18 protein-coding genes are annotated in these 17,286 nt (G+C 53.0%); 16 read left to right on the forward strand and 2 right to left on the reverse strand.

The annotated features are described in order from the left end of the window. Positions 1 to 166: 166 nt before the first annotated feature. Entirely contained in the window at positions 167 to 1,345 is a 1,179-nt protein-coding gene (locus OGV98_RS04885; protein WP_003028149.1) for an MFS transporter, read from the forward strand. Here the strand turns inward: OGV98_RS04885 and flk are convergent. Continuing rightward, positions 1,342 to 2,343 (reverse strand): flagella biosynthesis regulator Flk, encoded by a 1,002-nt coding sequence (gene flk / locus OGV98_RS04890; RefSeq protein ID WP_003845068.1) that lies wholly within the window; start codon positions 2,341 to 2,343, stop codon positions 1,342 to 1,344. The genes OGV98_RS04885 and flk overlap by 4 nt on opposite strands. A gap of 108 nt (positions 2,344 to 2,451) precedes the next feature. Here flk and pdxB point away from each other — a divergent pair, with 108 nt between their 5' ends. From pdxB to hisP, 15 genes are all read left to right on the forward strand, one after another. Further along, a complete protein-coding gene (gene pdxB / locus OGV98_RS04895; RefSeq protein WP_048217302.1) occupies positions 2,452 to 3,588 on the forward strand; it encodes a 4-phosphoerythronate dehydrogenase PdxB in 1,137 nt (378 codons plus the stop codon). A gap of 68 nt (positions 3,589 to 3,656) precedes the next feature. Further along, on the forward strand, positions 3,657 to 4,670 hold the full coding sequence (locus OGV98_RS04900) for an aspartate-semialdehyde dehydrogenase (protein WP_003839313.1): 1,014 nt from the start codon (positions 3,657 to 3,659) through the stop codon (positions 4,668 to 4,670). Beyond that, entirely contained in the window at positions 4,670 to 5,482 is an 813-nt protein-coding gene (gene truA, locus OGV98_RS04905) for a tRNA pseudouridine(38-40) synthase TruA (RefSeq protein ID WP_003028142.1), read from the forward strand. The genes OGV98_RS04900 and truA overlap by 1 nt, the downstream gene beginning before the upstream one ends. Before the next feature lie 24 nt (positions 5,483 to 5,506). Further along, on the forward strand, positions 5,507 to 6,166 hold the full coding sequence (locus OGV98_RS04910) for a DedA family protein (RefSeq protein WP_003028140.1): 660 nt from the start codon (positions 5,507 to 5,509) through the stop codon (positions 6,164 to 6,166). A gap of 149 nt (positions 6,167 to 6,315) precedes the next feature. Then, complete coding sequence (accD, locus tag OGV98_RS04915) at positions 6,316 to 7,230, forward strand: acetyl-CoA carboxylase, carboxyltransferase subunit beta (protein ID WP_003839317.1); 915 nt, start codon at positions 6,316 to 6,318, stop codon at positions 7,228 to 7,230. 192 nt (positions 7,231 to 7,422) lie between these two features. After that, positions 7,423 to 8,691 carry a bifunctional tetrahydrofolate synthase/dihydrofolate synthase gene (gene folC, locus OGV98_RS04920; protein WP_160179995.1) on the forward strand — a complete coding sequence of 423 codons (1,269 nt, stop codon included), beginning with the start codon at positions 7,423 to 7,425 and terminating at the stop codon, positions 8,689 to 8,691. Beyond that, entirely contained in the window at positions 8,681 to 9,343 is a 663-nt protein-coding gene (dedD, locus tag OGV98_RS04925; RefSeq protein ID WP_003028133.1) for a cell division protein DedD, read from the forward strand. The genes folC and dedD overlap by 11 nt, the downstream gene beginning before the upstream one ends. A gap of 220 nt (positions 9,344 to 9,563) precedes the next feature. Continuing rightward, complete coding sequence (gene cvpA / locus OGV98_RS04930) at positions 9,564 to 10,052, forward strand: colicin V production protein (protein ID WP_003028129.1); 489 nt, start codon at positions 9,564 to 9,566, stop codon at positions 10,050 to 10,052. Between the two features lie 33 nt (positions 10,053 to 10,085). Further along, positions 10,086 to 11,603, forward strand: a complete 1,518-nt coding sequence (gene purF / locus OGV98_RS04935) for an amidophosphoribosyltransferase (RefSeq protein ID WP_003028127.1) — start codon at positions 10,086 to 10,088, stop codon at positions 11,601 to 11,603. A gap of 96 nt (positions 11,604 to 11,699) precedes the next feature. After that, on the forward strand, positions 11,700 to 12,269 hold the full coding sequence (locus OGV98_RS04940; protein ID WP_003028125.1) for a UbiX family flavin prenyltransferase: 570 nt from the start codon (positions 11,700 to 11,702) through the stop codon (positions 12,267 to 12,269). Positions 12,270 to 12,556: 287 nt separating this feature from the next. Beyond that, positions 12,557 to 13,339: a lysine/arginine/ornithine ABC transporter substrate-binding protein ArgT gene (gene argT / locus OGV98_RS04945; protein ID WP_003839327.1), complete on the forward strand. Its 783-nt coding sequence runs from the start codon at positions 12,557 to 12,559 to the stop codon at positions 13,337 to 13,339. 247 nt (positions 13,340 to 13,586) lie between these two features. Further along, positions 13,587 to 14,369 carry a histidine ABC transporter substrate-binding protein HisJ gene (hisJ, locus tag OGV98_RS04950; protein WP_003028120.1) on the forward strand — a complete coding sequence of 261 codons (783 nt, stop codon included), beginning with the start codon at positions 13,587 to 13,589 and terminating at the stop codon, positions 14,367 to 14,369. Between the two features lie 186 nt (positions 14,370 to 14,555). After that, the gene (locus OGV98_RS04955; protein ID WP_003028118.1) at positions 14,556 to 15,242 is read left to right on the forward strand and encodes a histidine ABC transporter permease HisQ; all 687 of its coding nucleotides are present in this window, start codon (positions 14,556 to 14,558) and stop codon (positions 15,240 to 15,242) included. Further along, the gene (hisM, locus tag OGV98_RS04960) at positions 15,239 to 15,946 is read left to right on the forward strand and encodes a histidine ABC transporter permease HisM (RefSeq protein ID WP_003839329.1); all 708 of its coding nucleotides are present in this window, start codon (positions 15,239 to 15,241) and stop codon (positions 15,944 to 15,946) included. The genes OGV98_RS04955 and hisM overlap by 4 nt, the downstream gene beginning before the upstream one ends. 13 nt (positions 15,947 to 15,959) lie before the next feature. After that, positions 15,960 to 16,733, forward strand: coding sequence for a histidine ABC transporter ATP-binding protein HisP (hisP, locus tag OGV98_RS04965; RefSeq protein WP_003839331.1), 774 nt, complete (start codon positions 15,960 to 15,962; stop codon positions 16,731 to 16,733). Positions 16,734 to 16,766: 33 nt separating this feature from the next. Here the strand turns inward: hisP and OGV98_RS04970 are convergent, their stop codons facing one another. Next, positions 16,767 to 17,282, reverse strand: a complete 516-nt coding sequence (locus OGV98_RS04970; RefSeq protein WP_071524309.1) for a GNAT family N-acetyltransferase — start codon at positions 17,280 to 17,282, stop codon at positions 16,767 to 16,769. Positions 17,283 to 17,286: the final 4 nt, after the last annotated feature.

A 17,286-nucleotide genomic window follows, 5' to 3' on the forward strand; every position in this document is an offset into this window, starting at 1 on the left:
TTTTATATCGTTGACAACCGCTCTGGTTTACAGGCAGACTCCAGCTTCAACATTATCCTCTTGATAATGCGTAAGCGTTTAACGTTATCCAACGCACCTTAATCCTGATAGTCAGGTAGAGGGGGCGTGGGCATTCCTCGCCTTACTCTGCATTTTGGAGTAACGCATGACAGCTGTAACCCAACAAGAAAAAACACCTTCGGCGAACTTTTCGCTGTTTCGCATCGCTTTTGCGGTTTTCCTGACCTATATGACGGTCGGTTTACCTTTGCCCGTCATTCCTCTGTTTGTGCACCAGGAACTGGGCTATGGCAATACCATGGTCGGCATCGCCGTCGGCGTACAGTTTCTGGCGACGGTATTAACACGCGGCTACGCCGGGCGGTTAGCCGATCAATATGGTGCCAAACGCTCGGCGCTGCAGGGGATGTTTGCCTGTGGGCTGGCGGGTGCGGCGTGGCTGTTAGCCGCGCTATTGCCCGTTTCTGTTCCCGTAAAATTTGCGTTGCTAATCGTCGGTCGTTTGATCCTCGGTTTTGGCGAAAGCCAACTGCTCACCGGAACGCTGACCTGGGGGCTGGGGCTGGTCGGCCCAACACGCTCCGGTAAGGTGATGTCATGGAACGGAATGGCGATTTACGGCGCGCTGGCCGCCGGTGCACCGTTGGGTCTGTTGATCCACAGCCACTTTGGCTTCGCGGCGCTGGCGGGAACCACGATGGTATTACCGCTGCTGGCATGGGTATTCAACGGCACCGTGCGTAAAGTGCCTGCACATGCAGGAGAACGCCCTTCGTTATGGAGCGTGGTAGGGCTTATCTGGAAACCGGGCCTGGGCCTGGCGCTGCAGGGCGTTGGCTTTGCGGTGATCGGTACATTTATTTCACTCTATTTTGTCAGCAATGGCTGGACGATGGCGGGGTTCACCCTGACCGCGTTTGGCGGGGCGTTTGTGCTGATGCGCATTCTGTTTGGCTGGATGCCGGACCGGTTCGGCGGCGTGAAGGTTGCCGTTGTCTCTTTGCTGGTGGAAACCGCAGGACTGATTCTGCTGTGGCAGGCCCCAACAGCCTGGGTTGCACTGCTTGGAGCGGCATTAACCGGGGCCGGGTGTTCGCTTATCTTCCCGGCCTTGGGCGTCGAGGTGGTGAAGCGAGTACCCGCGCAGGTTCGCGGTACGGCGCTTGGCGGTTACGCCGCATTTCAGGATATCTCCTACGGCATAAGCGGGCCGGTCGCCGGGGTGCTGGCCACCGCGTACGGTTATCCCTCAGTGTTCCTTGCCGGGGCGATATCCGCCGTGGTGGGGATTATTGTAACGTTGCTTACGCTGCGTAAAGGTTAAGCGACCAGCCAGAAAATGGCTAACGCAATCATCAATGCAACAAACAACAGTCCCGGTCGTGCCGACAGAGATTTAACCGTTTCAATCATCGGCGCGAACGGGCTGTAAATGGGCTGCAGATGACGCGGATCGCTGAGCTCGCGTTCTCGTTCCACGCGACGCAGGAAAATTTGATTGAGCAAGTCCTGCACCTGCACCGTGGTCAGAATCGATTGTGGTTGGATCTGATACGTCTGCTGCGCGTACTCTTTTATTGCTGTCAGCTCATTCGGCTCTAATGGCAACTTCAGCGCAGCCTGGAGCGTTTGTAGCGTCGGGGCGCTTTGCAGGCTGAGCGTCTGGCGCGCCTGCAGCCAGGTGACCAGGTGCGTAAACTGTTTGGCAGGGATCAGCTCACCGCTTTTTACGCCAGACAACTCCAGCATCGACTGCCAGATCATCTTCCCGGATTCTCCCGTGGCCGCCGCCAGTTTGGTAACTAACTGGTTCAGCGTATTGTGCTCTGCGGGGAGCAACGGGCGATCGGTTGCCGGGCGCTGCTGCGGCTGTGGTATCGACAGCTGCCCTTGTTGCAGCAGCGTGAGCACGTTTTTCAACTGCTCAGGCGTGAGCTGGCTGAGCGCCGTTTGCCCATACTGCTGACGGATAAAATCACTCACCGCCTGGCGATTATTTCCCTGGCTCAGTAATTCAGTGAGCTGCGAAAGCACCTGACGATTAACATGATTTTGCTGAGCAACTCCCAGCCGTTGGTTAAGGTTTTGCTCTGCGGCTGGAAAGTGACGTGACTGCAGCGGAGTGTCACTTTTGACGCCCAGATCGTGCTTCATTCCGGCCCACACCTCAGCACTTTGCTGCTGGGTGAGTGAAATCAAACGGGTAATTAGTCGTTCCAACACAGTACGTTGTTGCGTGGATAACGGTTGTTCACCCGCAGCGGAAGGGGCATTTTGGCCTTCGCCGGGAGGGCGTGCGGGCGTACCTGAAATGGGCTGCATCATCTCTGTTCCTTAAATCTGTGCTGACCAGGTCTCGCAGTATGCCTGGCGGCGAGATTATGGCACACTTGCCCGGTTAACTCTCGTTCTCAAACAGGTGCGAAAGACGTGAAAATCCTCGTTGATGAAAATATGCCCTATGCCCGCGAACTGTTCAGTCGTTTGGGGGAGGTCAAAGCGGTTCCCGGTCGTCCGATTCCCGTAGCTGAACTGGATGATGCGGATGCTTTAATGGTGCGCTCGGTGACGAAAGTAAATGAATCACTGCTTGGAGGAAAACCGGTTAAATTTGTCGGTACGGCAACCGCTGGCACAGACCATGTGGATGACGCCTGGCTTGCGCAGGCTGGGATCGGTTTTTCCGCCGCGCCCGGTTGTAACGCGATAGCGGTCGTAGAATATGTTTTTTCAGCGTTGCTGATGCTGGCGGAGCGTGACGGGTTTTCGTTACGCGATCGTACCGTAGGCATTGTGGGTGTGGGCAACGTGGGTGGGCGTTTGCAGGCGCGTCTGGAAGCGCTGGGGATCCGCACGCTGCTGTGCGATCCACCGCGAGCCGATCGCGGTGACGAGGGCGATTTCCGCTCGCTGGACGAACTGGTAGAGCAAGCCGATGTGCTGACTTTCCATACGCCACTGTTTAAAGACGGACCCTACAAAACGCTGCACATGGCGGATGATGCGCTGATTAGCCGACTGAAGCCGGGCACTATTCTGATCAATGCCTGCCGTGGGCCGGTCATCGACAATACAGCATTGCTGAACCGGTTGAATGCCGGTCAGTCGCTGAGCGTTGTGCTGGATGTCTGGGAAGGAGAGCCGGATCTCAATGTGGCGTTGCTGGAGAAAGCCGATATCGGCACGGCGCACATTGCCGGGTATACCCTCGAAGGAAAAGCGCGTGGCACCACGCAGGTCTTTGAGGCCTATAGTAAGTTTATTGGTCACGAGCAGCACGTTGCGCTCAGTACCCTGTTACCCGCGCCGGAATTTGGTCGTATCACCCTGCATGGCCCGTTAGATCAGCCAACGCTGAAAAGGCTGGTGCATTTAGTGTATGATGTGCGCCGCGATGATGCGCCGCTGCGTAAAGTCGCTGGAATTCCGGGTGAGTTTGATAAACTGCGTAAAAATTACCTTGAGCGTCGTGAGTGGTCGTCTTTATATGTGATGTGTGACGACGCAACGGCTGCTGCCTTATTGTGTAAGCTGGGTTTTAACGCTGTTCATCATCCGGCACATTAATGTCTTCTTAATGCTCCCTGTCGAATAATGCGACAGGGACGCTTACGTATTTCTTGGAGTAAATCACCATGTCTGAAGGCTGGAATATTGCCATTCTGGGCGCAACGGGCGCCGTAGGCGAAGCCCTGCTCGATACGCTGGCTGAACGCCAGTTCCCGGTCGGTGAAATTTATGCGCTGGCGCGTAATGAAAGCGCCGGTGAGCATCTGCGTTTTAACGGTAAATCGGTCATAGTGCAGGACGTTGCAGAATTTGACTGGACGCAGGCACAGTTGGCATTTTTTGTTGCGGGCACTGAAGCCACCGCCGCATGGGTAGAAGAAGCAACAAATGCGGGTTGCCTGGTGATTGACAGCAGCGGTCTGTTCGCGCTTGAGCCAGACGTTCCGCTGGTGGTTCCGGACGTTAACCCGTTCGTGCTGGCGGATTACCGTAACCGCAATGTGATTGCGGTACCAAACAGCCTGACAAGCCAGTTGCTGTCTGCGCTGAAACCATTGATTGATGACGGCGGGCTGTCACGGATTACGGTGACCAATATTATTTCGGCTTCCGCTCACGGCAAAAAAGCCGTAGACGCACTGGCCGGACAAAGCGCGAAATTGCTTAACGGCATCCCGATTGACGAAGATGATTTCTTTGGTCGTCAGCTGGCGTTCAATATGCTGCCGCTGCTGCCCGATCGCGAAGGCAGCGTGCGTGAAGAGCGTCGTATTGTTGATGAAGTGCGCAAAATTATGCAGGATGACGGCCTGCTGATCTCCGCCAGCATCGTGCAGTCCCCGGTGTTTTATGGCCATGCGCAGATGGTGAATTTTGAAGCCCTGCGCCCGTTGGCGGCGGAAGAAGCACGTGATGCGTTTTCACGCGGCGAAGATGTGGTGTTGTCGGAAGAGACCGACTTCCCGACTCAGGTTGGCGACGCGTCAGGTACTCCGCACCTTTCTATTGGCTGCGTGCATAACGATTACGGTATGCCGGAGCAAGTTCAGTTCTGGTCTGTGGCAGACAACGTACGCTTTGGCGGCGCGTTAATGGCGGTGAAAATTGCGGAAAAACTGGTGCAGGAGTACCTGTACTAATGTCTGACCAGCAACAGCCGTCAACCCATAAAATTGCGCTGGGCATTGAGTATGACGGCAGCAAATATTATGGCTGGCAGCGCCAGAACGAAGTGCGTAGCGTTCAGGAAAAACTGGAAAAAGCGCTTTCTCAGGTGGCGAACGAACGCATTAATGTTTTTTGTGCAGGTCGCACGGATGCGGGCGTTCATGGCACTGGGCAGGTCGTGCATTTTGAAACCACTGCCCAGCGTAAAGATGCGGCCTGGACACTGGGGGTAAATGCGAATTTACCTGGTGACATCGCCGTGCGCTGGGTGAAAGCTGTACCTGATGATTTTCATGCCAGATTTAGCGCTACGGCTCGCCGTTATCGCTACATCATCTACAATCATCGGTTGCGCCCTGCGGTTTTGGGTAAAGGGGTAACCCATTATTATGAACCGCTGGACGCTGAGCGTATGCATCGTGCAGCCCAGTGTCTGATTGGCGAAAATGATTTTACCTCGTTCCGTGCGGTACAGTGCCAGTCGCGCACACCGTGGCGTAACGTGATGCACATTAACGTTGAACGTTTCGGTGCATATGTGGTGGTGGATATTAAAGCGAATGCCTTTGTACATCATATGGTCAGGAATATTGTCGGCAGCCTGATGGAAGTTGGCGCCAACAACCAGCCGGAGAGCTGGATAGCAGAACTGTTAGCGGCAAAGGACAGAACGCTGGCAGCGGCAACGGCGAAAGCGGAAGGACTGTATCTGGTTGCAGTAGATTACCCGGATCGGTTCGACCTGCCAAAACCGCCTATGGGCCCGCTATTTCTGGCGGACTAATTTGAGTCGTATAAAGGCATAACTATGGACCTGATTTACTTTCTTATTGATTTTATCCTGCACATTGATGTGCACCTGGCGGAGCTGGTCGCGGAATACGGTATCTGGGTATACGCGATTCTGTTTCTGATCCTGTTCTGCGAAACCGGGCTGGTGGTGACACCATTCCTGCCGGGAGACTCGCTGCTGTTTGTTGCTGGTGCGCTTTCTGCGCTGCCGACCAATGATCTCAATGTTCATCTGATGGTGGCGCTGATGATTGTGGCGGCGATTGTGGGCGATGCAGTGAACTACACGATTGGCCGATTGTTCGGGGAAAAACTTTTCAGTAACCCGAACTCCAAAATTTTCCGTCGCAGCTACCTGGATAAAACCCATGCGTTCTACGAGCGTCATGGCGGTAAGACGATTATCCTGGCGCGTTTCGTGCCTATCGTGCGCACATTTGCGCCGTTTGTTGCCGGTATGGGACATATGTCCTACCGTCACTTTGCGATGTATAACGTCGTAGGTGCATTGCTGTGGGTATTGTTGTTCACCTACGCAGGCTACCTGTTCGGCGATCTGCCGATTGTCCAGGAAAACCTGAAATTACTGATTGTGGCGATTATCGTCCTTTCCGTATTGCCGGGGGTGATTGAAGTAATTCGCCATAAACGTGCTGCGTCACGGGCTGCAAAATAGAAAGTAACTCAGCGGTTCGACCACTTTTTTATCCAAAGTTTCGGGCTGTTATGTTTTAATGTGCAACATTCATGGTCTGTTAGGGGCAAAAATGGCATTATGCGCCCCTTATAACAAAGCTGACTAGGGTTCAGGCAGAAAGGTCACCAATGAGCTGGATTGAACGAATTAAAAGCAACATTACTCCCACCCGCAAGGCAAGCATTCCTGAAGGGGTGTGGACCAAGTGTGATAGCTGCGGTCAGGTTTTATACCGTGCTGAGCTGGAACGTAATCTTGAGGTCTGTCCGAAGTGTGACCATCATATGCGCATGTCGGCGCGCAATCGCCTGCATAGCCTGTTAGATGAAGGTTCTCTTGTGGAACTGGGTAGCGAGCTTGAGCCGAAAGACGTGCTGAAGTTTCGTGACTCCAAAAAATACAAAGACAGACTGGCTTCTGCGCAGAAAGAAACCGGCGAGAAAGATGCGCTGGTGGTGATGAAAGGCACGCTGCATGGTATGCCGGTCGTTGCTGCGGCATTCGAGTTCGCGTTTATGGGCGGCTCCATGGGCTCTGTGGTCGGTGCGCGTTTTGTCCGTGCCGTTGAGCAGGCACTGGAAGACAACTGTCCGCTGATCTGCTTCTCCGCTTCTGGCGGGGCGCGTATGCAGGAAGCGCTGATGTCTCTGATGCAGATGGCAAAAACCTCTGCTGCGCTGGCGAAAATGCAGGAACGCGGTTTACCGTATATTTCTGTACTGACCGACCCAACAATGGGTGGTGTTTCCGCAAGCTTCGCGATGCTGGGCGATCTCAACATTGCAGAACCGAAAGCACTGATCGGCTTCGCGGGTCCGCGTGTTATCGAGCAAACCGTACGTGAGAAACTGCCGCCGGGATTCCAGCGCAGCGAGTTCCTGATTGAAAAAGGCGCTATCGATATGATCGTCCGCCGTCCGGAAATGCGCCTGAAACTGGCAAGCATCCTGGCGAAGCTGATGAATCTTCCTGCGCCGAATCCGGATGAGCCGCGTGAAGGCGAGGTGGTATCTCCGGTACCCGATCAGGAATCAGAAGCCTGATAACTTACTCTATGGATTTCGAGTTGCAGGAAGACGGCAAGAGAGTGAACCCCGATGAGCTTGCACGGGCAAGTGATTCGGGTGAGCGAGAGCAGCCAACACACCTGCAGCTTGAAAGACGACGAGTAAAAAAGGGCAGGGCCAACTGGCGCTGCCTTTTGCTTTAATCTACGTAATAAAATTACAGGCATCATGGACAATAAACGTATTCCTCAAGCCGCGTCGCCCCTGGCGTCGTGGCTTTCTTATCTGGAAAACCTGCACAGTAAAACCATCGATCTTGGCCTTGAACGCGTAAGCCAGGTAGCGCGCAAACTGGGTGTATTGAAACCCGCGCCATTTGTGTTTACGGTGGCAGGAACCAACGGAAAAGGCACGACCTGTCGGACGCTGGAATCTGTGCTGACTGCGGCAGGCTATAAAGTTGGGGTGTACAGTTCGCCTCATCTGGTGCGTTACACGGAACGCGTACGCGTGCAGGGGAGTGAACTGCCGGAATCAGCCCATACCGCCTCGTTTGCTGAGATTGAAGACGCTCGTGGTGATATTTCCCTGACTTACTTTGAATACGGTACGTTATCGGCACTCTGGCTGTTTAAACAGGCCCAACTGGATGTCGTTATTCTGGAAGTGGGATTAGGCGGCCGCCTTGACGCCACCAATATCGTCGATGCCGATGTCGCTGTAGTCACCAGTATTGCGCTTGACCATACTGACTGGCTGGGCCCGGATCGTGAAAGTATTGGTCGTGAGAAGGCAGGTATTTTCCGTGCAGAGAAACCGGCTATCGTCGGCGAGCCTGAAATGCCTTACACCATCGCGGATGTCGCGCAAGAGTGCGGGGCGATTTTGCAACGCTGCGGAGTGGACTGGCGCTATGCGGTCACTGAGAACGACTGGTCGTTTACGGATGCTTATGGAACGTTGGCGCATTTGCCGTTGCCTCAGGTGCCACAACCTAATGCTGCTACCGCACTGGCTGCGCTGCGCGCAAGCGGGCTGAACGTTAGCGAGCAGGCGATTCGTGACGGCATCGAACGCGCGATTTTACCTGGGCGCTTCCAGATTGTGAGCGAGTCGCCGCGAGTGATTTTCGATGTTGCCCATAACCCGCATGCGGCAGAGTATCTGACCGGACGTCTGAAAAAGTTAGTGAAAAGCGGGCGTGTACTTGCGGTTATCGGTATGCTACATGATAAAGATATTGCCGGTACGTTAGCCTGGTTAAAAAGCGTGGTTGACGTCTGGTACTGTGCGCCCCTGGAAGGGCCGCGTGGCGCAACGGCAGAACAACTGCTGGAGCACCTGGGCAAAGGCAACGCTTATGACAGCGTGGCGCAGGCATGGTCTGCAGCACTTGCTGAGGCGAAGCCAGAAGATACCGTGTTGGTGTGTGGATCCTTTCACACTGTCGCACATGTCATGGAAGTAATAGACGTGGGGAGAAGCGGTGGCGAGTAAGTTTCAGAATCGATTAGTCGGCACAATTGTGCTAGTCGCGCTCGGGGTAATTGTGCTTCCCGGGCTGCTTGACGGGCAGAAAAAGCATTATCAGGATGAATTTGCAGCGATCCCACTGGTGCCTAAACCCGGTGATCGCGATGAACCAGACATGATGCCTGCAGCAACGCAGGCGCTGCCGACTCAGCCGCCGGAAGGGGCGGCAGAAGAGGTGCGTGCGGGTGATGCTGCCGCGCCATCGTTGGATCCATCACGTTTGACGACGGCAAACAGCGCGGAATTAGATCCTGTCCCTGCGCCTGTGGAACCACCGAAACCTAAACCGAAACCGCAGCCTGTTGCCGTCGCTCCGACGCCTGCGCCGGCCCCAGCGCCGAAACCGGCTGTTGAGGAACCGCCAGCCCCAACCGGCAAAGCGTACGTTGTACAGCTCGGTGCGCTGAAAAATGCGGATAAGGTCAATGAGATCGTGGGTAAACTTCGTGGCGCGGGCTTCCGGGTATATACTTCCCCGTCAACGCCGGTGCAGGGTAAAATAACCCGCATTCTCGTCGGGCCGGACGCCTCCAAAGATAAGCTAAAGAACTCGCTGGGCGAGCTGCAGAAGATCTCTGGTCTGAGTGGCGTCGTGATGGGGTACACCCCTAATTAAGGGATTGCGCTGTTTACGGCGCAGCCCTGATTCAGGCCGGATACGGTGTTTTCACCGCTATCCGGTAGTGCCCGAAGAGGCATAAAACGGTATGGCGTTGAAGATTTTTTCAGCGCCATTTTTATTTACGCGTGGAAAGGAAATCCCTACGCAAACGTTTTCTTTTTCTGTTAGAATGCGCCCCGAACAGGACGACAGGGCGTAAAATCGTGGGACACATATGGTCTGGATTGATTACGCCATTATCGCGGTGATTGGTTTTTCCTGTCTGGTTAGCCTGATCCGTGGCTTTGTTCGTGAAGCATTATCGTTGGTGACTTGGGGTTGTGCTTTCTTTGTCGCCAGCCATTACTACACTTACCTGTCTGTCTGGTTTACGGGCTTTGAAGACGAACTGGTTCGAAATGGGATTGCTATCGCGATACTGTTCATCGCGACACTTATCGTCGGCGCTATCGTTAACTTTGTGATAGGCCAACTGGTAGAGAAAACAGGACTGTCGGGTACCGACAGGGTGTTGGGGATCTGCTTCGGTGCTTTGCGTGGAGCGTTGATCGTTGCCGCCATACTGTTCTTTCTCGATACCTTTACCGGTCTGTCGAAAAGTGAAGACTGGGGTAAGTCGCAGCTGATTCCGCAGTTCAGTTTCATCATCAGATGGTTCTTTGACTATCTGCAAAGCTCGTCAAGTTTCTTGCCCAAAGTATAAACTTTGGGTCGTTGCTGAACGAGGAAAAGACGTATGTGCGGTATTGTCGGTATCGCCGGTGTTATGCCGGTAAACCAGTCGATTTATGACGCGTTAACGGTGCTCCAGCATCGTGGTCAGGATGCTGCGGGCATCATCACCATTGATGCCAACAACTGCTTCCGCTTGCGTAAAGCAAACGGAATGGTGAGCGATATTTTTGAAGCGCGCCATATGCAGCGTTTGCAGGGCAATATGGGCATCGGTCATGTGCGTTACCCAACGGCTGGCAGCTCCAGCGCCTCCGAAGCTCAACCTTTTTACGTCAACTCACCGTATGGCATCACTCTTGCCCATAATGGCAACCTGACCAACGCGCATGAGTTGCGTAAAAAGCTGTTTGAAGAAAAGCGCCGCCACATCAATACCACTTCAGATTCTGAAATTCTGCTGAATATTTTCGCCAGCGAGCTGGATAACTTCCGCCATTACCCGCTGGAGGCCGACAATATTTTTGCTGCCATTGCGGCAACCAACCGCCAGATTCGCGGCGCCTATGCTTGCGTGGCGATGATTATCGGTCACGGTATGGTTGCCTTCCGCGACCCTAACGGTATCCGTCCGCTGGTAATGGGCAAACGCGATATTGGCGATGGCCGTACCGAGTATATGGTGGCGTCTGAGAGCGTAGCGCTGGACACGTTGGGCTTTGAATTCCTGCGCGACGTAGCCCCTGGCGAAGCGGTGTATATCACCGAAAAAGGCCAGCTGTTTACCCGTCAGTGTGCTGATAACCCGGTGAGCAATCCGTGTCTGTTTGAATACGTTTACTTCGCTCGTCCTGACTCCTTTATCGACAAGATTTCCGTCTACAGCGCCCGTGTGAATATGGGGACTAAGCTTGGCGAAAAAATTGCCCGTGAGTGGGAAGATCTGGACATCGACGTAGTAATCCCAATCCCGGAAACCTCCTGCGATATCGCGCTGGAAATTGCCCGCATTCTCGGTAAGCCGTACCGTCAGGGGTTTGTGAAAAACCGCTATGTGGGACGCACCTTTATCATGCCGGGCCAGCAGCTGCGCCGTAAATCAGTGCGCCGTAAGCTGAACGCTAACCGTGCGGAATTCCGTGATAAAAACGTGCTGCTGGTGGATGACTCCATCGTGCGCGGCACCACTTCAGAACAGATTATCGAGATGGCGCGTGAAGCCGGAGCGAAGAAGGTGTATCTGGCCTCTGCCGCCCCGGAAATTCGCTTCCCGAACGTTTATGGCATCGATATGCCTACGGCGACGGAGCTGATTGCGCATGGTCGTGAAGTGGACGAGATTCGCCAGATAATCGGCGCAGATGGTCTGATCTTCCAGGACCTGAACGATCTGATTGAAGCTGTCCGTGCTGAGAATCCGGATATTCAGCAGTTTGAATGTTCAGTGTTTAACGGTGTGTACGTCACCAAAGACGTCGACCAGCAATATCTCGATTTCCTCGACTCCCTGCGTAATGATGATGCTAAAGCGGTATTGCGTCAGAACGAAGCGGAAAACCTTGAAATGCACAACGAAGGTTAATGTTTGCTCGCAAGCAAGGGCGCAACCTGCACCCTTGCTTGCAACTCACCGTAATTTCCTGCAAAGTCGGCCCTGAGCAAGTAAGGGCTATTACACATGAAACGACTCATCATTGGTATTTCTGGCGCAAGCGGGGCAATTTACGGCGTGCGCCTGCTGCAGGTTTTGCGTGACGTTACCGATGTGGAAACCCATCTGGTGATGAGTGCCGCTGCCCGGCAGACGCTGGCACTGGAAACGGACCTCTCTGTGCGCGACGTGCAGGCGCTGGCAAATGTGAATCATGATACGCGCGATATCGCCGCCAGTATCTCCTCCGGCTCTTTTCAGACCGCCGGCATGGTTATCCTGCCGTGTTCAATCAAAACCCTTTCCGGCATTGTCCACAGTTACACCGATGGGTTGCTTACCCGTGCGGCAGATGTGGTGTTGAAAGAACGTCGTCCGCTGGTGCTGTGTGTACGCGAAACGCCGCTGCATCTGGGGCATCTGCGCCTCATGACCCAGGCGGCAGAAATTGGCGCAGTGATTATGCCACCAGTCCCGGCGTTCTATCATCGTCCACAAACGCTCGATGATGTGATTAATCAAACGGTTAATCGCGTGCTTGACCAGTTTGATATTACCCTTCCGCAGGACCTGTTCACCCGCTGGCAAGGGGCGTAAGCCGTTCCATCAGCGTGCAAAGAAATATCCGTTGCCCTGTTTCAGGGCAATTTTGTAACCGCGATCATATCCTCAACATTTAATTCGTTAAAACTCAACGAAACGCTGCGGTTCGACCGTCAGACCTGCTATCTTCAAAATCAGGACATTATTGCAACGTTTTATTAACATATTTAACGTCGAATATCCTCATCGACGCGAAAATGGCATAAGACCTGCATGAAAAAGTCTGCAAACACACAACACAACGTAAAACATAATAAAATTACGCCACTTGAGGGTTATGTATGAAGAAGACGGTTCTTGCTTTGTCTTTGCTGGTAGGACTCTCCGCCACCGCGGCCAGCTACGCAGCACTTCCGCAGACGGTTCGTATTGGTACAGATACAACGTACGCACCTTTTTCCTCTAAAGATGCCAAAGGCGACTTTGTCGGCTTTGATATCGATTTGGGAAATGAGATGTGTAAGCGCATGCAGATCAAATGTACCTGGGTTGCCAGCGACTTTGATGCGCTGATCCCGTCGCTGAAAGCGAAAAAAATTGATGCCATTATCTCCTCGCTTTCTATCACCGAGAAGCGTCAGCAAGAGATTGCATTCTCAGACAAACTTTACGCAGCAGACTCACGGCTGATCGCCGCGAAAGGTTCCCCAATTAAACCGACTCTGGACTCCCTCAAGGGTAAACACGTTGGCGTGCTGCAAGGCTCTACTCAGGAAGCCTATGCCAATGACAACTGGCGTAGCAAAGGCGTGGATGTGGTGGCCTATGCGAACCAGGATCTTATCTATTCTGACCTGACGGCGGGTCGTCTCGACGCAGCACTGCAGGATGAAGTCGCGGCCAGCGAAGGCTTCCTGAAGCAACCTGCCGGTAAGGACTACGACTTTGCAGGTCCTTCGGTGAAAGATAAAAAATACTTTGGCGACGGAACCGGGATTGGCTTGCGCAAAGATGATGCAGAGCTGAAAGCCGCTTTCGACAAAGCGCTGGGTGAACTGCGTAAAGACGGTACCTACGACAAAATGGCGAGCAAATATTTTAATTTTAATGTCTACGGCGATTAATACAGCGGCGAGGGGAATTGACTGCACCATTGCGGGTAACCATTACGGTGCATAATACATTCAGTGCACTGTTTTGGTGCTTTTATCGCTGACTTAATAAGCATGAGTGCATACTTAAGCGCTTTTCATGCAAATAAATACCGCCGGCAGGGTAGAATACTTTGCCTTGTCGGCCTGATTAATGGCACGATAACTGCACCTGGTCCTGTAAAGATCCCCTATAAAAGACAGTCTGTTGAGGATAGTTATGAAAAAACTGGTGTTGTCTCTTTCTCTGGTTCTGGCTTTCTCCAGTGCTACCGCAGCATTTGCAGCCATTCCGCAAAAAATTCGTATCGGTACTGATCCTACTTATGCGCCGTTCGAATCGAAAAATGCACAGGGTGAATTAGTCGGTTTTGATATCGATCTGGCTAAAGAGCTGTGCAAACGTATTAATACGCAATGTACTTTCGTGGAAAACCCGCTGGACGCGCTGATCCCTTCGCTAAAAGCGAAGAAAATCGATGCCATCATGTCCTCGCTTTCCATTACTGAAAAACGTCAGCAGGAAATCGCTTTTACTGACAAGCTTTATGCAGCCGACTCGCGTCTGGTTGTCGCTAAAGATTCAGCTATTCAGCCGACCATTGAGTCGCTGAAAGGTAAACGTGTTGGTGTGCTGCAGGGCACCACCCAGGAAACGTTCGGCAACGAACACTGGGCGCCAAAAGGTATTGAGATTGTCTCTTATCAGGGGCAGGACAATATCTATTCTGACCTGACTGCCGGGCGTATTGACGCCGCGTTCCAGGATGAAGTCGCGGCCAGCGAAGGCTTCCTGAAACAGCCAGTCGGTAAAGATTACAAATTTGGCGGTCCGTCTGTGAAAGACGAGAAGTTGTTCGGCGTGGGTACCGGTATGGGGCTGCGCAAAGACGATAACGAGCTGCGCGAAGCGCTGAACAAAGCCTTTGCCGAAATGCGAGCTGACGGTACTTACGAGAAGCTGGCGAAAAAGTACTTCGATTTTGATGTTTACGGCGGTTAATTACCGCAGGTGCTGATAAAGCCCGTAGATTTTTGACGCGTTGAATTTATGCCTGATGGCGCTGCGCTTATCAGGCCTACGGTGATTTTGTAGGCCGGATAAGGCAAAGCCGCCATCCGGCATTTAACGGTTAGTCTGAAATCAAAAGAGGCTTACTACTCCACCACACACGACAGGACAGGCAGCATGTTGTATGGCTTTTCAGGTGTAATTTTACAGGGCGCAATTGTTACGCTGGAGCTGGCACTCAGCTCGGTGGTACTGGCGGTTCTGATAGGTCTTGTCGGCGCAGCAGCAAAGCTGTCGCAAAGCCGGGCAATGGGGCTTATTTTCGAAGGGTACACAACGCTAATCCGCGGTGTGCCCGATCTGGTCTTAATGCTGCTCATCTTCTACGGATTACAAATCGCGCTGAATACCATTACCGATGCCATCGGTATCGGCCAGATTGATATCGATCCGATGGTTGCGGGCATTATCACCCTTGGATTTATCTACGGCGCCTACTTTACCGAAACTTTTCGCGGTGCGTTTATGGCTGTACCAAAAGGCCATATTGAAGCCGCGACGGCGTTTGGCTTTACCAGCTCACAAATATTTCGTCGCATTATGTTCCCGGCGATGATGCGTTATGCCTTACCGGGAATCGGTAATAACTGGCAGGTTATTCTTAAGGCCACGGCACTGGTGTCGCTGCTCGGCCTGGAAGACGTGGTGAAAGCGACCCAGCTTGCCGGGAAGAGTACCTGGGAGCCGTTCTATTTTGCCGTCGTGTGCGGGGTCATCTATCTGGTGTTTACCACTGTTTCTAATGGTGTGCTGCTGTACCTTGAGCGCCGCTATTCCGTGGGTGTGAAGAGGGCTGACCTGTGATCGAGATTATTCAGGAATACTGGAAGTCCCTGCTGTGGACCGACGGATATCGCTACACTGGCGTCGCTATCACCCTGTGGCTTTTGATTTCTTCAGTAGTGATGGGCGGAATACTTGCGCTCTTTTTGGCTATTGGCCGCGTTTCCAGTAATAAATTTATTCAGTTCCCTATCTGGCTGTTCACCTATATTTTTCGTGGCACGCCGCTGTACGTTCAGCTACTGGTGTTTTATTCCGGGATGTATACGCTGGAGATAGTCAAAGGCACGGACTTCCTCAACGCGTTTTTCCGCAGCGGGCTGAATTGCACCGTGCTGGCGCTGACGCTGAATACCTGCGCCTATACCACTGAGATTTTCGCCGGGGCTATCCGTTCCGTGCCTCACGGTGAGATTGAGGCTGCTCGCGCATACGGTTTCTCGTCATTCAAACTGTATCGATGCATTATTTTACCTTCCGCGCTGCGTATTGCGCTGCCGGCTTACAGCAATGAAGTCATTTTAATGCTGCACTCCACGGCGCTGGCGTTTACCGCAACGGTACCTGACCTGTTGAAAATCGCCCGCGATATCAACTCGGCAACGTATCAGCCGTTTACCGCCTTCGGTATTGCCGCTGTACTGTATTTGATTATTTCGTATTTCCTGATCAGTCTGTTCCGTAAAGCGGAAAAACGCTGGTTGCAGCATGTATCCTCTAAATGATTCGAGTAACACGATGTCTGAAAATAAATTAAACGTTATCGATTTACATAAGCACTACGGCGAACATGAAGTGCTGAAAGGGGTGTCGCTGCAGGCCAACGCGGGTGATGTTATCAGTATTATTGGCTCGTCAGGTTCCGGTAAAAGTACCTTCCTGCGCTGCATTAACTTTCTTGAGAAACCAAGCGCCGGGTCGATTATAGTCAGTGGTCAGAACATTGGTCTGGTGCGCGACAAAGACGGTCAGCTCAAGGTTGCGGACAAAAATCAGCTGCGCCTGCTGCGCACGCGTCTAACAATGGTCTTTCAGCACTTTAATCTGTGGAGCCACATGACGGTGCTGGAAAACGTCATGGAAGCGCCGATCCAGGTGTTGGGGCTGAGCAAACAGGAAGCCCGCGACCGCGCGGTGAAGTATCTGGCTAAAGTGGGCATTGATGAGCGCGCGCAGGGCAAATATCCGGTGCATCTGTCCGGTGGTCAGCAGCAGCGTGTTTCCATTGCCCGTGCGCTGGCGATGGAGCCGGAAGTGTTGCTGTTTGATGAACCCACGTCGGCACTAGATCCTGAACTGGTGGGTGAAGTGCTGCGCATTATGCAACAGCTGGCCGAAGAGGGGAAAACCATGGTGGTGGTGACTCACGAAATGGGGTTTGCCCGTCATGTTTCCACGCACGTGATTTTCCTGCATCAGGGGAAAATTGAGGAAGAGGGCGACCCGGAGCAGGTATTCGGTAATCCGCAAAGTCCACGTTTGCAGCAGTTCCTCAAAGGTTCGTTGAAGTAAATCACCTGCCCGGAGGCGTTACGTTTTCCGGGCTTACAATTTTAGCGCGTCGCGCTCCAGCCGAAACACCCAGTCGTCGTAGGCGATGCCATCAATCTCATACGCCTTTTCCAGTACCTGGGTACGCACAAACCCCGTTTTTTCCAGAATACGAACAGAACCCTTATTCTCCGCGAGTGCGTAAGCGTTTATCGCCGTGACGTCCGTGCGCTCGAAAGCGTACTGGCACACTGCCGTCACGGCTTCGCTGGCAATCCCTTTCCCCTGAGCTTCTGGCAAAATGGCGTAGCCGAGGTCGGCCTCGTGTGGGTATAAATGGCTGATTTGCAAACCAATATCACCGAGAGGCGTTGATTTGTTATGCTCGCGGATGACAAAAGTATGCTGTGCAGCCAGACGTCTGGCGAATAACAGACGCGTGTCTTTCGCTGGGGCAATATCACCCATATAGCGCATGACTTCCGGGGATTCACGTAATCTCTGGAAAAATGACCAGTCAGAAAATTTAAATAAGGAGAGGGTAAGTCGGGGAGTCGAAATTATCGCCATAACG

The organism is Citrobacter sp. Cf136 (assembly GCF_030333815.1).
Lineage (GTDB): Bacteria > Pseudomonadota > Gammaproteobacteria > Enterobacterales > Enterobacteriaceae > Citrobacter > Citrobacter freundii.